Source organism: Mesorhizobium sp. ES1-4, assembly GCF_020164745.1.
In the GTDB taxonomy this organism is placed as follows: Bacteria; Pseudomonadota; Alphaproteobacteria; order Rhizobiales; family Rhizobiaceae; genus Mesorhizobium.
In genome coordinates, this window is sequence record NZ_JAIUGV010000016.1 from 92,196 (window position 1) to 108,876 (window position 16,681).

The 16,681-nt window shown below is 63.6% G+C and carries 18 protein-coding genes; 11 read left to right on the forward strand and 7 right to left on the reverse strand.

Annotated features, from left to right (window positions below):
• The first annotated feature begins 73 nt into the window (after nt 1-73).
• Nucleotides 74-1,087 (forward strand): DUF937 domain-containing protein, encoded by a 1,014-nt coding sequence (locus tag LB556_RS25525; RefSeq protein ID WP_224570359.1) that lies wholly within the window; start codon nt 74-76, stop codon nt 1,085-1,087.
• A gap of 161 nt (nt 1,088-1,248) precedes the next feature.
• Here the strand turns inward: LB556_RS25525 and LB556_RS25530 are convergent, their stop codons facing one another.
• Nucleotides 1,249-1,539, reverse strand: coding sequence for a DUF1127 domain-containing protein (locus LB556_RS25530; RefSeq protein WP_224570360.1), 291 nt, complete (start codon nt 1,537-1,539; stop codon nt 1,249-1,251).
• A gap of 178 nt (nt 1,540-1,717) precedes the next feature.
• Between LB556_RS25530 and LB556_RS25535 the strand changes: the two genes are divergently transcribed.
• The 3 genes from LB556_RS25535 (at nt 1,718) to LB556_RS25545 (ending at nt 5,493) form a co-directional block, all read left to right on the forward strand.
• On the forward strand, nt 1,718-2,674 hold the full coding sequence (locus LB556_RS25535) for a LysR substrate-binding domain-containing protein (RefSeq protein WP_224570361.1): 957 nt from the start codon (nt 1,718-1,720) through the stop codon (nt 2,672-2,674).
• Between the two features lie 64 nt (nt 2,675-2,738).
• Entirely contained in the window at nt 2,739-4,370 is a 1,632-nt protein-coding gene (gene xseA / locus LB556_RS25540) for an exodeoxyribonuclease VII large subunit (RefSeq protein ID WP_224570362.1), read from the forward strand.
• A gap of 4 nt (nt 4,371-4,374) precedes the next feature.
• On the forward strand, nt 4,375-5,493 hold the full coding sequence (locus LB556_RS25545; protein ID WP_224570363.1) for a P1 family peptidase: 1,119 nt from the start codon (nt 4,375-4,377) through the stop codon (nt 5,491-5,493).
• A 62-nt stretch (nt 5,494-5,555) separates the two neighbouring features.
• Here the strand turns inward: LB556_RS25545 and LB556_RS25550 are convergent, their stop codons facing one another.
• From LB556_RS25550 to uxuA, 4 genes are all read right to left on the reverse strand, one after another.
• The gene (locus LB556_RS25550; RefSeq protein ID WP_224570364.1) at nt 5,556-5,804 is read right to left on the reverse strand and encodes a hypothetical protein; all 249 of its coding nucleotides are present in this window, start codon (nt 5,802-5,804) and stop codon (nt 5,556-5,558) included.
• A gap of 400 nt (nt 5,805-6,204) precedes the next feature.
• Nucleotides 6,205-6,894, reverse strand: coding sequence for an SDR family NAD(P)-dependent oxidoreductase (locus LB556_RS25555; RefSeq protein WP_224570365.1), 690 nt, complete (start codon nt 6,892-6,894; stop codon nt 6,205-6,207).
• A 376-nt stretch (nt 6,895-7,270) separates the two neighbouring features.
• Nucleotides 7,271-8,617, reverse strand: coding sequence for an NAD(P)/FAD-dependent oxidoreductase (locus LB556_RS25560; protein ID WP_224570366.1), 1,347 nt, complete (start codon nt 8,615-8,617; stop codon nt 7,271-7,273).
• Nucleotides 8,618-8,865: 248 nt separating this feature from the next.
• Nucleotides 8,866-10,050, reverse strand: a complete 1,185-nt coding sequence (gene uxuA, locus LB556_RS25565) for a mannonate dehydratase (RefSeq protein ID WP_224570367.1) — start codon at nt 10,048-10,050, stop codon at nt 8,866-8,868.
• A gap of 136 nt (nt 10,051-10,186) precedes the next feature.
• On the opposite strand from uxuA, the gene LB556_RS25570 reads away from it, so the two are divergent.
• The 3 genes from LB556_RS25570 to LB556_RS25580 all read left to right on the forward strand — a co-directional run bounded on the left by LB556_RS25570 (nt 10,187) and on the right by LB556_RS25580 (nt 12,673).
• Nucleotides 10,187-10,975 (forward strand): FadR/GntR family transcriptional regulator, encoded by a 789-nt coding sequence (locus tag LB556_RS25570; protein ID WP_224570368.1) that lies wholly within the window; start codon nt 10,187-10,189, stop codon nt 10,973-10,975.
• Nucleotides 10,968-11,753, forward strand: a complete 786-nt coding sequence (locus LB556_RS25575) for an SDR family NAD(P)-dependent oxidoreductase (protein ID WP_224570369.1) — start codon at nt 10,968-10,970, stop codon at nt 11,751-11,753. Before LB556_RS25570 ends, LB556_RS25575 begins: the two co-directional genes overlap by 8 nt.
• Before the next feature lie 188 nt (nt 11,754-11,941).
• Nucleotides 11,942-12,673, forward strand: coding sequence for a DUF1236 domain-containing protein (locus LB556_RS25580; RefSeq protein WP_224570370.1), 732 nt, complete (start codon nt 11,942-11,944; stop codon nt 12,671-12,673).
• Nucleotides 12,674-12,751: 78 nt separating this feature from the next.
• On the opposite strand, the gene LB556_RS25585 is transcribed toward LB556_RS25580, so the two are convergent.
• Nucleotides 12,752-13,360 (reverse strand): alpha-ketoglutarate-dependent dioxygenase AlkB, encoded by a 609-nt coding sequence (locus LB556_RS25585; RefSeq protein ID WP_224570371.1) that lies wholly within the window; start codon nt 13,358-13,360, stop codon nt 12,752-12,754.
• 178 nt (nt 13,361-13,538) lie between these two features.
• On the opposite strand from LB556_RS25585, the gene LB556_RS25590 reads away from it, so the two are divergent.
• From LB556_RS25590 to LB556_RS25605, 4 genes are all read left to right on the forward strand, one after another.
• Entirely contained in the window at nt 13,539-13,763 is a 225-nt protein-coding gene (locus LB556_RS25590) for a KTSC domain-containing protein (RefSeq protein ID WP_411908614.1), read from the forward strand.
• Between the two features lie 191 nt (nt 13,764-13,954).
• Nucleotides 13,955-14,422 carry an Hsp20 family protein gene (locus LB556_RS25595; protein ID WP_224570372.1) on the forward strand — a complete coding sequence of 156 codons (468 nt, stop codon included), beginning with the start codon at nt 13,955-13,957 and terminating at the stop codon, nt 14,420-14,422.
• A 67-nt stretch (nt 14,423-14,489) separates the two neighbouring features.
• Nucleotides 14,490-14,945: a hypothetical protein gene (locus tag LB556_RS25600; RefSeq protein WP_224570373.1), complete on the forward strand. Its 456-nt coding sequence runs from the start codon at nt 14,490-14,492 to the stop codon at nt 14,943-14,945.
• Between the two features lie 33 nt (nt 14,946-14,978).
• On the forward strand, nt 14,979-15,281 hold the full coding sequence (locus tag LB556_RS25605; RefSeq protein ID WP_224570374.1) for a DUF982 domain-containing protein: 303 nt from the start codon (nt 14,979-14,981) through the stop codon (nt 15,279-15,281).
• A 114-nt stretch (nt 15,282-15,395) separates the two neighbouring features.
• Here the strand turns inward: LB556_RS25605 and LB556_RS25610 are convergent, their stop codons facing one another.
• Nucleotides 15,396-16,661 carry a DUF763 domain-containing protein gene (locus LB556_RS25610; protein ID WP_224570375.1) on the reverse strand — a complete coding sequence of 422 codons (1,266 nt, stop codon included), beginning with the start codon at nt 16,659-16,661 and terminating at the stop codon, nt 15,396-15,398.
• Nucleotides 16,662-16,681 lie beyond the last annotated feature (20 nt).

Sequence of the window (16,681 nt, forward strand, 5' to 3'; positions counted from 1 at the left end):
CGGCAAAAGCCGCTTCAATCGGGCCTTGAAACGAATTAGGCTCTTTTCCGAGGATTTCCCGGAGGAGAAGCCGATGCCCACCTTGTTCGACATGCTCACGCAGGCCCAGAACGGCAACGGCATGCAGGTGCTTGCCCAGCAATACGGGCTTTCGCTGCAGCAGACGCAGGCGGCGGTCGCCGCGCTGCTGCCGGCCTTTTCACAAGGGTTGCAACGCAACACCGCCGACCCCTATGGGCTCGGGGCCTTCATGACGGCGATGGCGAGCGGCCAGCACGCCAAGTATTTCGAGGACGCGACGCGCGCCTTCTCGCCGCAAGGCGTAGACGAGGGCAACGGCATTCTGGGACATCTGTTCGGTTCGAAGGATTTGTCGCGCGCCGTGGCCAGCCAGGCAGCGCAGGCGAGCGGCGTCAGCCAGCAGGTGCTGCAGCAGATGCTGCCCGCGATCGCGTCGATGGTGATGGGCGGACTGTTCAAGCAGACGACAAATCAGATGCAGGCCGCGGCTTGTCTTGGTGGTGGCGGCAACAATCCACTTGGCGAGATCATCGAGCAAATGATGCGGCAAAGCGGCATGCAGGCGCCGCAACAGCGTCAGGCGCCGCCGCCTCAGAACCCCATGGACAACCCGCTCGGCAAGGTCTTGCAGGACATGTTCGGCGGCGGCTCGGCGCAACCGCAAAGCCAGCCGCAGCCGGCTCCCAATCCTTACGGCGACAACCCACTCGGCAAGGCCTTGCAGGACATGTTCGGCGGCGGCTCGGCGCAGCAACCACAAAGCCGGCCCCAGCCCCAGCAGCCACAGAGCCCCTACGGCGACAACCCGCTAGGGAAAATCTTCGAGGAGATGCTGCGGCAAGGTGGAGGCCTGCCCGGCGGACAGCCGGCGCCACAACCTCAAGCGCCGCAGCCGCAGCAACGCCAGGCACCACAGCAGCAGGCCAATCCGAGCGGGCGACCAAGGAGCCCCTTCGACGACATTTTCGGCAAGATGTTCGAGACCGGCGCCCAGCAGCGTGACGAGTACCAGAAGGGCATGGAAACCATCTTCGACCAGTTCAAGCGCGACATGGACCGGCGATAGCCGCCCGGCCTTCAGAAGCCCTTAAAAGAAAAGCCCGGTCCTTGGGAGGACCGGGCAGCGTGCAGGCAGGCCGGCGGGGAACCGGCAGGGAGTGGGGAGCCTGCATGAACCTTGGTCGCGCCGAACCGCAAAAAGGTTCAACGGGACCGCAACTGAATCAATCAGGCCACCTTGCGGGCGATATCCTCGATCGTTTCCACACGATCGCTGGCGATCTCACGCAGGATCGCCGTCGGGTCGCGCCCAAACGGCACGTCGATTGCGACATGCAGGTCGGCGCGCGTCAGGCCGATATCGGCCAGCTCGGCGTCCGACATCTCGCCAAGGCGGTAGAAGGCGCGGCGGTTTTTCCAGGCGCGGTAGGCGTTTGAGACCGTGTTGGCCACGCGCGTCGCAACGGCCGGACGCGAGGTGATGCGCGAGGTCTCGGTGGCGAAATCGATCGTGGTCATGTCGGTCTCCTTCAGACTCGAACGGACGAAACCCGACGGTCGGCGCTGGCGACAGCGGCCGTTCCGGCTTCGATTCACATGCCTTTCATGTGGACAATGCCAATTTGCCATCGGCCGATTGATTAATCCAACGAATGTTTCTAATCCTAGGCATCAACACTAGTGATGGATTGGACCGATGAAAGCGCCGCTTGATCTGGATCAGTTGCAGACCTTCATCTCGATTGCCGACACCGGCAGCTTCACGCGCGCGGCCGAAGAAGTGCACCGCACCCAGTCGGCGGTGTCGATGCAGATGCGCCGGCTGGAGGAACGGATCGGCAAGCCGCTGTTCGAGAAGGAGGGGCGCAGCAACAGGCTGACGGAGGAAGGCGACAAGCTGCTCTCCTACGCAAGGCGGCTGCTCTATCTCAACCGCGAAACGCTCGCTGCATTCGACGACCAGCGGCTCGAAGGCACGATCCGCATCGGCACGCCGGACGACTATGCCGACCGTTTCCTGCCCGAGATCATGGCACGGTTCACGCGCTCCAATCCGCGCGTCGAACTGACCGTCATCTGCGAGCCGACGCCGGGGCTGGTCGAGCATATCAAGCGCGGCAATCTCGACCTCGCGCTGGTGACGCACAACGATGTGCGCGGCCAATCGGAAGTGGTGCGGCGCGAACCGCTGCTGTGGGTCACCTCGGCCAACCACGCGACGCACGAGCAGGAAACCCTGCCGATGGCCTTCGGCCGGCCGAACTGCATCTGGCGGCGCGCCGCCGTCGACGTGCTGGACCAGCAGAACCGCGACTATCGCATCCTGTTCACCAGCTTCTCGGCGACCGTGATCGCCGCGGCCGTGCTGTCCGGCCTGGCGATCTCGGTGCTGCCGGAATGCGCGCTCAGGCCAGGCATGAGGGTGCTGGGCGAAGCCGACGGCTTTGGCGCCCTGCCCGACTGCCGCATCGGCATCATGCGCGGCCAGACCTCGCGGCCGGAGATCGTCGATGCGCTTGCCCGGCATATTTCGGAAAGCCTGGACAACATCTCGATCCCGCTTGGCGAGGAAACGGGGACGTTCGACTTCGCCGCCCTAGCCTTCGCCAAGATGAAGCGGCCAAGGCCGAACCAGATCCTGCCGGGCTGGTAGGGAGATCCAAGGCCGTCCGAGAGGACGCCTTGACGCCGGCGCCCAACCAACCCCCAATCGGCCGATGAGCGAAGCAGCATCCGAATCACGCACCAACGCCACCGAATACACGGTGAGCGAAATATCGGGCGCGCTGAAGCGCACGGTCGAGGACGTCTTCGGCAATGTGCGGGTGCGCGGCGAAATCTCCGGCTACCGCGGCCCACACTCCTCCGGCCATGCCTATTTCGCGCTGAAGGACGATCGCGCCCGGCTCGACGCCGTGGTGTGGAAGGGCACGATGAGCCGGCTGAAATTCCGTCCCGAGGAAGGGATGGAGGTCATCGCCACAGGCAAGCTCACCACCTATCCCGGCAAATCCAACTACCAGATCGTCATCGACAATCTGGAGCCGGCCGGAGCCGGCGCGCTGATGGCGCTGCTGGAGGAACGCAAGCGCCGGCTGCAGGCGGAAGGGCTTTTCGATGCCGGCCGCAAGCGCCGGCTGCCGTTCATGCCGCGCGTCATCGGGGTCGTCACCTCGCCGACCGGATCCGTCATCCGCGACATCATCCACCGCATCAAGGACCGCTTTCCGCTGCACGTGCTTGTCTGGCCGGTGCGCGTGCAGGGCGATACCGCGAGCGCGGAAGTGACCAATGCCGTTACCGGCTTCAACGCACTGGCATGGGATGGCGGCATCCAGCGCCCGGACCTGCTGATCGTCGCACGCGGCGGCGGCAGCCTGGAGGATCTGTGGGGCTTCAACGACGAGGCACTCGCCCGCGCCGTCGCCGCCTCGGGCATTCCGGTGATTTCGGCTGTGGGGCACGAAACCGACTGGACGCTGATCGACCTTGTCGCGGATGTGCGGGCGCCGACACCGACGGGCGCGGCCGAGATCGCCGTGCCGGTCAAGGCTGACCTCGAGGCGACGCTGGCCAGTCTCGGCGCGCGGCTCAAGGCCGCTGTGCTGCGCAATTTCGAACGCAAGCGACAGGCAGCCCGTGCGGCGGCGCGCGCGCTGCCCTCACCCGACCAATTGCTGGCGCTGCCGCGGCGGCGCCTGGACGAGGCGACGTCGAGGCTCGGTCGTGGCCTGATGGTTTCCACCGAGCGCAAGCGGGCACGATTTTTCGCCGTAAAACTGACGCCGGCAATGCTGTCTCAGCGGATTGCCGAGGCACGGCGCACCAATGACCGCAATCTTTTGCGGGCGCAGGGCGCACTGCGCACCCTGGCGAAAAGCCGGCGCGCAGAGCTCAATCGTGCCGCCGATCAGTTGCCGAAATGCGCCAAGGCGTCGTTGCAGCGTCACAGGCAGCAACTGGCTTTGCTGCAGGGCCGCATCACGATCGAGCCGACAGCCCGGCGGCAACGTGTGCAGAGGGATTTGCTGACGGCTTTGACGAGACGCGGCGGCCAGGCGATGCTGCTCAGGCTGGAGCGGCTACGCGGCCGCATCGTCCAGGCCGACCGGCTGATGGCGACGCTTTCGCACAAGGCCGTTCTCGCGCGCGGCTTCGCGCTGGTGAAGGATGCCGACGGTGCCGTCATCAAGCAGGCCGCCGACGTGACGTCGGGGATGGCGCTTTCGCTGGAGTTCGCCGATGGTACGGCGGATGCGGTGGCCACCAGCGGCGCGGCGCGGCCAAAGCCCGCCGCCAGGCCGGCGGCAAAGGCTAGAGAACCCGGCAATCAGGGATCCTTGTTCTGAGAGCATGACCGACAATCCACACCATATGGCAACGCCGTCCGGCAAGCCGCGCGCGCGGGGCTTCAATATCGGCTTCGACGGAACGCCCGGGCCGTTCAATGCGATCACCGACGTGTCCGGGGTCGCGGTCGGTTATGCGACGCTGATATCGGGCGATGGCGCGCTCGTCGTCGGCAAGGGACCGGTCCGCACCGGTGTCACCGCGATCCTGCCCAGGTTGCGTGCCGAGTTGGCGACGCCGGTGTTCGCCGGCATTTTCAGCCAGAACGGCAATGGCGAGCTGACCGGCTCGCATATTATCGAGGAAACCGGCGCCTTCAACTTCCCGATCACCATCACCAACACGCATTCCTGCGGCGTTTCGCGTGACGGCACGCTGCGCTGGATGAACCAGGTGCTGCCGGCCGCGATCGACAGCGCCTGGGGCTTGCCGGTGGCGGCGGAGACCTATGACGGCTTTCTCAACGACATCAACGGCCACCACCTGACGTCAGAGCACGTCGCCCAAGCCCTTGACGGCGCCGCCAGCGGACCGATCGAGGAAGGTAGCGTCGGCGGTGGCACCGGCATGATCACCTTCGGCTTCAAGGCGGGGTCCGGCACAGCCTCGCGCATCGTCGCATGGCAAGGGCGCACCTACACGGTCGGCGCCTTTGTACAGTCGAATTTCGGCAAGCGGCACAATTTCACCATTCGCGGCCTGCGTGCTCAATCCGAACTCAACGAACCGGCTATCCGCGAAGCCACGTCGCGCGCGGAAAAGGGCTCGATCATCGCCGTGATCGCGACCGACGCGCCTTTCCTGCCACACCAGATGAAGCGGCTGGCCCGCCGTGTACCGCTCGGCGTCGCCATGACCGGGGGCTTTGGCTATCACAGTTCGGGCGACATCTTCCTCGCCTTCTCGACGGCCAATCCTGCCGCGGCGCTGGGGCCGACTGGCCGCCTCGCCAGCGCCGATTTCATTCCCGATGTGGACATCGACCCGTTCTTCGATGCGGTGATCCAGACGGTGGAGGAATCGATCCTCAACGCCCTTGTCGCCAATCACGATATGACCGGTCGCGACGGCAATTTCGTGCCTGCGCTGCCGAAAGCGTGGCTTAGGGAAAAATTTGGCTGAGAGGGACGGCTGAAACGAAAACGCGGGCCGAAGCCCGCGGGTCTCCAACAGGGTTACGGGAATTATTCCGCGGCTTTGCCGGGAGCCTGGTCTTCGTCGGCCTCGGCCGCTTCCTCGAGCCGGGAAGCGATCAATTCCTGGATATCGCCGACTTCCTCCTGGATGTCCTCCAGCGGTATGCCGACCTCGGCTGCCTTGGCCGCGCATTCCTTGGCCAGCGTCTCGGCCTGCTTCTCGATTCTGGCGTGGGACTGGCAATGGACCTTTTCGCCGATCCATCCCCGCAAGAACTCGATCGCGTGTTCACTCATGCTGCTGTTCCCTGGCGGCAAGGCCGGTTGGTAATCATAAACGTCTGCTTCCCGCGAAGGACGCATGCTCCCATTCCAGCCGAGTCGCGGCCAGCCGGCAAGCCGAAGCCGACCAGGGTCCACAGAGACGAAGGAAATCGAGAGGTTAAGGGCATTTTCTGATTCTGAAGGACTGTACCGTTGGCGGGATCTGCCCGCTCCGAGCAATTGCTTCTACCTTTTACGGCTTCCAGTCCGTTTCGTATCTTCACGGCTGCCGCTGCAGCCATCTTGTGACGTTACGCTTCAAGGCGCGAGCCATCGAAGCCGCCGCTATATAGTGACATCCTCCTACGATGTCGACTCTCCTCAAGGCCCGTGCACACGAGCCATGCAAGGCTCGCATGGATGGCTGACACGGTCAGAAGTTTTCGACCCAGGGCCTGAGCTCCATTTCCCACGTCCAGGCGCTGCGGTGCTGGCGGTGGATGGCAAGATAAGCCTCGGCGATAGCATCCGGCGAGAGCCGGCGATCCGACGGCCCGGGCTCCTGTCCGGAAGCGGCCGAGGCGATGGCCCCGTCGATGATGAAATGCGCGACGTGGATGTTCTTGGGCGCCAGTTCACGGGCCATCGACTGGGCCAGACCGCGCAACGCGAATTTGGGCATCGCAAAACCGGCGGAGCCGGCGAACCCCTTCACGCTTGCCGTTGCTCCGGTGAAGAGGATCGACCCTGCCCCTTGCGCGATCAGCCGGCGGGCCGCCTGCTGGCCGACCAGGAACCCGCCATAGGCCCCCACCAGCAGCGACTGACGGACCGCCTCGGGATCGAGTTCGTCGATCGGACCACGGGCGCGGCCGCTGGCGTTGAAAACCACCAGGGAAAGCGGACCAGCCTGGTCGGCGACATCGAACAGACGCTCCACCGACGCTGGATCCGAGACATCCGTCGCCACGGCCAACGCGCCGGTTTGCGCCTGCAATGCATGGAGCTTCTCGATGTTTCGGGCGGCCAGCACGACGTGAAACCCCTCCCTGGCGAGAAGGCGCGCGAGCGAGGCGCTCAAGCCGGAGCCCGCCCCGGCAATGACGGCGACGTTGGATGTCATAAGACCTCTCCTTCTTCCACTGATTGCAACGACTGATACCTATCGAAGTCTGCCGGATCAGCGGCGCACCGGCAACGCGCAGGGCGGAAAGAAAAATGGCCGGGCGCCAAACGGCCCGGCCAAAAGAAGGCCATAACCTTCAGAGGGGAACACCGTTCAGCGAAATGGGAGGAGAACACCGAACGGATTTTCCCTTTTTGAACCGATCCTTCCGCGGATACGACGAACGATTTTCCAAAATCAGCCGGATTTGCGAAAAATGCCATTCGTTCCTGTTCAGCTGACTCACACGCTCCGGTTCGGAACCGCGAGGGCCTAGCCGTCTCGATGACGAGCCTATCGGCTTCCGGCAGGCAAGGTTGACGGCAGGCGAGGTCTAAAGCGACGGTCCCATCTGGATGGGGCTGCCGTCGCTGAAACGGGATAGGCGAAACCTTTGCAGATTGTGTCCGGTCTCGTTGCCCTGGATCAAGTCGGACAGGACGCGGCCTATTCCAGGACCTATGCCAAAGCCGTGGCCGCTCATCCCTGTCGCGATGACGAGACCCGGAACCGCCGCGGCGCGATCGACCACCGGCACGACATCCGGCATCGCATCGATCATGCCGGCCCAGCTTGCCCTGATCGGTACCGCCCCGAATTGCGGGAAGAGTTTCCGAAAGCCCACGTCGATGGCGCGAAGCGCCCTGGTCTCAGGGGCAGGATTGAGAACGCGCATCCGCTCGAATGGGCTTTCCTTGTCGGCGTCCCATTTGCGTGGGGTGGACCAGCTGTCCGGGTATGCGCGTGGCGCGGCCGGCAGGTAACGCGTGCCAAATGGATCTGCCTTCAGGGCAGGCAGATATTTCGGTGCGTGGCGAAAAGCGTCCGGCCCGACATAGAGCACGTGACTGCCTCCCGCGGCCAGCGTGTAGCCGCCATCTTGCCTGCGCCGAAACGCGATGTGTTCGTCCGCGGCGGCACCCGCGTGGATTTCCGGCATCGGTGCGGTCGCTGCAACGGTGGTCCGGACACTGAGCTGCGGGATTGAAACGCCGTGCGCCCGCAGGAACAGCGACGTCCAGGCGCCGCTGGCGACAAGCACGTTCGATGTGGCGATGCGGCCCTGCTCGGTCCAGACGCCTCCGATGCGCCCGGCTGAGATGTCGAGCATGCGTGCGGCACAGTTCTCGATGATGGTGACGCCCTGGCGAACGGCCAGGCGGGCAAGCGCAGGCACGGCGACCCAAGGCTCGGCACGCATGTCCGACGGCGTGGTCATGGCGCCCTTGAAAGAGCGCGCCATGGTCGGGATCAGCCTGGCGGTCTCACCCCGGTCGAGAAGACGCGTGTCGACGTCATGGGCCTCGGCGATCTTCAGGAACTTGGCGAAATCAGCCATCTCCTTGTCGGTGCGCGCGAGATAGGTAACGCCTGTCTGCGCCAAGCCTATGTCCTCGCCGCACTCCCCGGCCAGTTGCCGCCAGAGACGCTGCGCTTCGATAACGATGGGCAGTTCGTCCGCGTCGCGGCCCTGCTGGCGGATCCAGCCCCAATTGCGCGATGACTGCTCCGCGGCGATGCGCCCCTTCTCCAGCAAAGTCACCGCTATGTTGCGCCGGGCCAGGAACAATGCCGCGGTCACGCCGACGATGCCGCCGCCGACAATCACCACATCCGACGTCTTCGGCAGCGGCGCCTGAAACTGGATTGGGGTGGCTTCGGTGAAAGGGAAGATCGTCAACGGGTTATCCTTTTCATGGTCCCCGTAGCGCGAAAGTCGCCCGCTCTCATGGGACGCTGGCCAAGCATGATGAGCACTACACGACCGGTCTTGAAAGTTTGCGGGCCAGATCAATGAAATCGTTGACCACTCGTCGGGGCCGCCTGTGCTCGTAGCCAGTCAGGATGCCGGGCGAAGCGAAGCGCTCGGCATGACTTGTCGCGACATCCCAGCGGAAGATCGCAGACGACAGCTTGTCTTTCGGCGGCTCAGGCCAGCCCGAACCGCTCCACCGCGCGCATGATGCCGCGCAGCTCGGCGAGGCCCTTCAGCCGGCCGATGAGCGAATAACCCGGGTTGATCCTTTGCTTGCCGATGTCGTCGGCAAGCAGATGCCCGTGATCCGGTCGCATCGGGATTTGCCAGTCGCCGCGGCCTTTCGCGCGGCGGCGAGCCTCTTCCCGCATCAAGGTGAGGATGACGTTCGCCATGTCGGTCCCACCCTCGAGATGCTCGGCCTCGTAAAACGAGCCGTCCTCCTCGATGGTGATGTTGCGCAGATGGACGAAATGAATGCGGTCGGCGAATTCCTCGACCATCGCGACAATGTCGTTGTCGGCGCGCGTGCCGTAGGAGCCGGTGCAGAACGTCAAACCATTCGCCACGCTGTCGACCGCCTTGAGGATGAAACGCGCATCGTCGGCCGTCGAGACGACGCGTGGCAGGCCATAGAGCGAGAACGGCGGATCGTCCGGATGGATGCACATGCGCACCCCCGCCTCTTCGGCGGCCGGAATGATCTCGCGCAGGAACCAGGCGAGGTTGTCGCGCAGTTCCTTCGGGCCGATCGCATCGTATTCCGCGAGAGCCTCGCGGAAACTGTCCCTGTTGTAGCTGCGCTCCGTCGCCGGCAGGCCGGCGATCAGGTTGCGTTCGATCTGGTCGATCCGCTCCGGCGTCAGCACCTTCAGCCGCTGCTCGGCCTCGGCGATACGCGCCGGCGTGTAGCTGGCCGCGCCATTCTCGCGCTGCAGGACGAAGAGATCGTAGGCGGCGAAGTCGATGGCGTCGAAACGCAAGGCGTAGCCGGTCGTCGGCAGCCGGTAAGCCAGGTCGGTGCGCGTCCAATCCACCACGGGCATGAAATTGTAGCAGATCGTCTGGATGCCGGCTTTGGCGAGTGCGCGGATGCTGTCGCGATAGTAGCCGGCATAGCGATCGCGCTCCGGCGCGCCGATCTTGAAGGAATTGTGGACCGGGATGCTCTCGACAACCGACCACGTCAGCCCGGCCGCCTCGATGATGCGCTTGCGCTCGAGCAAGTCGGCCTCGGGCCAGGCCCTGCCGTCATAGATCTGGTGAAGCGCTGAAACCACGCCCGTAGCGCCGGCCTGCTTGACATGCTCAAGCGTCACCGGATCATCGGGACCGTACCAGCGCCAACACTGTTCCATGAAGTCTCCTCACTGTTTGGCGGGGACGATATTGTTGGACCATGTTAGTGTCAATACAACCCGTTTAGCCCCATGTAGTTGATTTCCCGTGGCCAAACTGTAACTCTGGCCCAACAAATGGCGAGGAATTTAGCTGTTGGAGCAGGCAAGCCACGAGCCGGTGGAGGCGTCGGACGAAGCAGGAAGCAGCCGCTCGGCGGTCGACCAGACGGTGCGGCAGATACTCGACCTGATCCGCAATCGCGCGCTATCCGTCGGCGATGTCCTGCCTACGGAACGGGAACTGGGCGAATTGTTCGGCGCCAGCCGCAACACGATTCGCGAAGCGCTGCGCACCATCCGCACCTATGGCCTGATCGACCCTAAGCCGCGTGTCGGCGCGGTGCTGGCCGACCGACAGAACGTCGCCATCCAGAACTTCTTCGCCGCGCAAATGGACATATCGAAGACGTCCTTTCACGACGTGCAGGGCTTTCGCCGCATCATCGAGGTGAGCATCGGCGACCACATCATCCTCAATGCCAGCATTGCCGAACTCGACGCCCTGGACGAGGTCAACGGGCTGATCGAGACCGCCAGCGACGTTCAGGAAGCGGCACAGCGCGATTTCGATTTCCACCTTGCGCTGATGAAGCTCGCCGGCAACCGCATGCTGATGCAGACCTACCGGTTCCTGTCGCCGGTCATCCTGCACATCATGACCGTCGGCAAATCCATCCGGCCGGTGCTTGGCGAAACCCGCCGCGCCCATGGCGAGATCATCGCGGCGCTGCGCGCGCGTGACCGCATCGCCTATAGCTACCTGATGAGCCGGCATCTCGACTTCGGCTTGCGCTTCGTTCCCGACGATCTCGAAAATGCACGCACCGCGCCGGTGGCGCCGCACTCAGACATCCCATCTTCCAAGGAATTGCCCCATGCTTGATTTCGAGAACAAGGTTGCGCTGATCACCGGCACGACCGGCATCGCGCTCGCCACCGCGAAACGGCTGGCGCAAGGTGGCGCCGCGATCGTCGCCTGCGGCATCGACAAGGCGGCCAACGCCGCCATGCAGGAAAGCCTCGCCAAGGCCGGAGCGAGCGCTCTGGTGCAGACCGTGGATGTCTCGGTTTCCGAGCAGGTGCGCGAGGCGGTCGCAGCCGGCGTCGCGAAATTCGGCGGCATCGACGTGATCGTCAACTCGGCGGCGGTGCATCCCTATGGAACGGCGACGACAACCGACTGGGAAACCTGGAACCGGGCAATGACCGTCAATGTCGGCTCGATCTATCTGACCGCCCATTTCGGCATTCCCGAAATGATCAAGCGGGGCGGCGGCGCCATCGTCAATGTCGCTTCGGTGCAGGGCTTCGCCTGCCAGCAGAACGTCGCCGCCTATGCCACGACCAAGGGCGCCATCCACACGCTGACGCGTTCGCTGGCACTCGACTATGCGGCATTCGGCATCAGGGTCAATTCGGTGAGCCCGGGTTCGATCCGCACACCGATCCTGGAGAAGGCCGCGCGCGGCGACGGCGGCAGCGACGCCGATGTCGAAGAGGCCTACAGGCGCTTCGGCGCGGCCCATCCGCTTGGCCGCATCGGCGAGCCGGAAGAGGTGGCGGAGTTCATCGCGTTCCTATGCTCGTCCAAGGCCAGCTTCTGCACCGGCGCCGACTACAAAATAGATGGCGGCCTCACCGCCGGCATCGGCGTGAAATAGAGCCACTCACCGATGATTTTCGCGGTCGCGATCCCTTGCTATCCGCCTGAGCGAGAAGGAAGGCCGGGGCGACTCGGGCGGACAGCCAAGGGCGATCGGGTCGTGCATTAACGCAGTCTGTTCGGAACAAACTTTTTTGGCGGAAGTTCTCCCCCGGGAAGGGACGAACTCTCCGAAGGAGGTTTCCAATGAAACATGTTCTCATTACCAGCATGCTTGCGGTCGGGCTCGGCTGTGGGACGGCGATGGCTCAGACACAGTCAGGGACGGACACAAACTGCGCTTCCGGCACGACCAACTGCCAAAGCGGCTCCAAGATGAAGGATCAGGCACAGGGCACCAAGTCCAAGACTGACCAGCAGGCCCAGGACAAGGCCAAGATCCAGACCGATCAGCAGGCCCAGGGCAAGGCCGGCACCAAGACGGACCAGCAGGCCCAGGACAAGACCAAGATCCAGACCGATCAGCAGGCCCAGGGCAAGGCCGGCACCAAGACCGACCAGCAGGCCCAGGACAAGACCAAGATCCAGACTGACCAGCAGGCCCAGGGCAAGGCCGGCACCAAGACCGACCAGCAGGCCCAGGACAAGACCAAGATCCAGACCGATCAGCAGGCTCAGGGCAAGAACTCCACACAGGACAAGACCTCGACGGCTTCCATCAACAATGTGACCGTCGAACAGAAGACCAAGATCACTCAGGTGATCAGGGAAACCAAGGTCGAGCCCGTAGCCAACGTCGACTTCGACGTTTCGGTCGGCATCGAAGTTCCGCGGCACAAGATCAGGCTGCATCGTTTGCCGGCTCGCATCGTAAAGATTGTCCCGGCGTACGAGGCCTACGATTATTTCGTTCTCGCCGACGGCCGGATCGTCATCGTCGATCCGGATACGTACAAGATCGTGCTGATACTGACCTAGATGAAATGGCTCAACCCGCCCCGTTACATTCGGGCCGGGTTGAGCCATGCCCCGGACAGCCTTCCCAGCGCTTGGGTTCTAGGACCGCAAGGTCCGCAAGGTAATCGAATAGCGGTGTTCGGCTAGCGGCGGAATGCTGTGCTCCCATTGCGACCGCGAAGGCCCCGTCATGAGATAGGCCGATCTCGGCTCGACAATGATGGTCCGGCGGTCCCATCCAGACCCATTTTTGCATCGAAGGCGAAAATCGCAGGGCGCCAGCAGGGAAACGCCCGCGACGTCTTCGAAATGAGGCTTGTCGCGGTGCCAGCCGATACCGGCGCCAGGCCGGTATTCGTTGATCAGGACCTGCGCGAAGGCCTCGGCTGGCCGGCCCGCGAAGGCCGCGACCTGCTCGCGCAAGGGCAACAGAAAATCAGGTATCGGCGGTGCCTCGACGACTTCGCGCCGGTCATAATCGTAGCGAAGTCCAAAACCGACGACACGCCGGTTCGCCTGATGGCCGTGGAAGTCGAAGGCCTTGAAAGGCAGTCCTTCAAGATGCTGGACGAGTTCGATTTCCTCTTTCGGCGTGATCAGTCCGGGCTGGTATGCGAAACCCTCCGGCAGATCATCTTGAGCGGTATCGAACAGATCGTACTGAGGAGCGAGCCCACCCCCGGCTGTTTTCGGTTTGAGCGGCGACATTGTCCCTAGATGGTGCATGCCAGACCGCAAGGCAATACAGGAATCACGCTTTGCCCGCCTTTGGACACGGCGCAACGGAACGCCGTGGCGGCGTGGTAGTTTAGGAAGCGGCGGCGGCTTGCCGACTGGCGTAGCGACTTCAGGCAGCACGGAACCGGACCATGCCCGGCGGGTTTATGTGGCTGAGCCGTCAGGTGCCACCATGCCGTCGACCGCGATCCGAAACACGCAATACGATGCCGCGACCAGGACGCTCTCCGTGTGGTTCGTTCCGAGCGGCTACCGCTATGACTATGCGGATGTCGCGCCGGCAATCTATGCCGCCTTCAGGAAGGCCTCCTCTAAAGGCCGCTTCTTCAACAAATTCATCCGGGATCGCTACAGCTACCGTCGCGTGGCATGAGCGTGTCGATCGCTCAGGATCTGCCCGCGGGCCCTTAGGCGAAAGAGGGCGAAAAAAATTCCCGGGCCCCCTCTTGAAGAGGTTTTTACACATTCCCAAATCGCTTCGCGTCGAGGCTAAGGCTCGGCAAAACAGGCGTCGCGACAGGCCGCGACGTCGGTGATCCATGTTGCTTTTCGGAGGATATGGTTATGAGAAACGTGGACTATGCACCCCTTTACCGCACGACGGTCGGGTTTGACCGTCTTTTCAACATGCTCGACAATGGCGTCGGTCCGGACTGGCCCCCCTACAATATCGAAAAGAAGAGTGAGAACGACTACCGCATCACCATGGCGGTAGCCGGGTACGACCTGAACGAGATCGAACTCGTGCAGAACGGCGCCGAGCTGTCTGTCACCGGACGCAAGAAGCCCGATCAGGAGCAGAGGCAACTGCTTCACCAAGGCCTAGCCATCGGCAATTTCAAACAGACTTTCAGGCTGGCCGATCATGTAAGGGTCGAAGCCGCGACGCTCAATTGCGGTTTGCTCGCCATTGATCTCGTGCGCGAGGTACCGGAGGCGCTCAAGCCGCGCCGCATCCAGATCGGTGATGGCCAGGCCGAGGGTCAGAATTCAAGGTCGATAAGCCAGGAGATGCCGCGCAAGGCTGCCTGACACATCGAAACAGTCTGCGGTCCCGCCTCCCGGCAAGACCGGGAGGCCCTGATTGCGGAGAACGGAGATGACAAGCGAAGATATCTTCTTTCAACCTGATCCGAGAATGCCGACTTGCATCGGCGTTTGGCCGCTGCCGAAAAAGCTCGTCGAGGCTCTCAACCACCCGACCATGACTCTTGAAGCCAAGCGTGCGTTGCTCGCCTCATGGGCCTCCGACGCGCATGCGATCGAAGATGCTCCGTCGCTGCGCCGGCTGGACGACGGTTCCGTGATCGACGTGGACGAGTTGCTTCGCGCGCTGAACGCGCTTGACGGAGACGAGCAACGGCTTCCGCCGCGTCGGGCTGCGCCTCCATTACGGCGGGTTTCTCCTGGCCGTCGAAGGGACTGGTCCCGTTGGATAGCCCGGGTGCGACGCGACGACGACGACGATCCGCCTCCGAGCCCGGTCTGCGCCGCGATACCGCCCAGAACGAACGGCGGTGGAGCATTTTCCCTGCCGGAGCCGGAAGCAGCCTAGCAGAGGTTTATCCCGTTGGAGATGGAGACACCCATGAACGACAAGGCGTTCGACCGGCCCGTTCTGGTCAGGAACGGGCATTTCATGATCGAAGAGATAAGCTGCCTGGAAGACGCATTCGAGTTTCTACACAAGTGGCCTCAGGAGCGAAGAGGGCCGATTTTCGAAACCGCCGTGCGCGCGTGTCAGCGGGCCTATGACGGGGACGCCCCTGTGCCGTTGGCGCGCGATGCTTTTGCCGGTTTCGCCCGGTCGGCCAAGATCCTCGAGGACGTCTCGGCATCGATGCCCTGGATGGCGGGGACCAAGGTTGGCCAAGGCGGCGTCGTCGCCTGAAGGCTCTTTGCTCGAATCTTCGATCAACGCAAACGGATCGCCGGTCGATCCGTCCATCCCAGCCCCCGGGCAACGCCGGCGGGCTGGGCGCCCGGGATCGCTCTCTGCCTCACATTACCGCGCCTTACGGCTCGGCTCCGCGGGAGCCTCATCCGGTGCCGGTTCCCAGCCAAAGACACTGCGGCCGCCGAGCAGATGCGACTGGTCGAATTCTCCGGCGACGATTTCCTTGAGGCTGGGGCCGGTGACGTAGCGCTCGACCTGGCGCGACTGATCGTCAAGCCGCCTCAATGCGCCGATTTCCTCTTCACGACCAAGCCTGGCCTTTTGCACGGCGGATTTCAGCACGCCGATCGTCTCGTCATAGACCTTGAGCGGAACAGGAAACGGATGCCTGTCCTTGCCGCCATGCGCCAGTGAAAAGCGGCCTGGATCCGAAAAACGGCACGGCGCGCCGTGCACCACTTCGGCAACGAGGGCCAATGCGCGCACCGTGCGGGCGCCCACGCCGGGAACCAGAAGAAGCTCGGAAAAATCCGCCGGGCCGCGTTCGGCGGCAGCCGCCATGTTTCCATGCAGGCGACGCATCACGACATCGCTTTCGCGCACATCATGGTGAGCCGGCATGACCAGATGCGGCAACAGCGGCTGCTCCGGAGCCGGTGCGGTGCCAGACTCCAGCACAGCGAGTTCCCGCAGGATGCGATCCGGCCCAAGGTCCTGGAGCAGGTCCAACTGGCCCTGGCGCGAGGCTTCCGCGCGCCGGTCGGTCAGGTTGACGATCTCGCCCTGGTTGGCGCCCTCGATGGCGGCATGCGGCTGGTCGACGAAACTCTTCAGACCTTCGGACAGCCAATGATAGCGCCGCGCCAGCTTGCTGTCGCCGTTCATGCCTTGCTGCACCACCACCCAATCGCTGTCGTCGGTGACGATGAAGCCGTGCAAATAGAGGTCGAAACCGTCCTGAACGGCGGCGCTGTCCACCTTGGCGACAAGCCGGCTGGCGGTTGCCAGGCGCACGCCGTCGAAGCCGATACGCTCGCCGATGGCGGCAAGTTCATGCGGCGTTTTGCGCGAATGCGCGCCACGGCCGCCGCAGACATGAATGCCGAGTTCGCCCGACAGCGGCGTGAGACCGCGTTTCAAGGCGCCGACGACGCTGGTCGTGATGCCCGACGAATGCCAGTCCATGCCCATCACGGCGCCGAAGGACTGGAACCAAAACGGATGCGCCAGGCGCCGCAGCAATTCATTGCGGCCATAGTGATGGATGATCGCCTCGCACATGACCGCGCCGAGACGCGTCATGCGATCGCCCAGCCATTTCGGCACACGCCCGCCGTGAAGGGGAAGATCAGCACTGCCCGATCGTTGCGCCACGTTTTTGCCTGTTCTGGTTC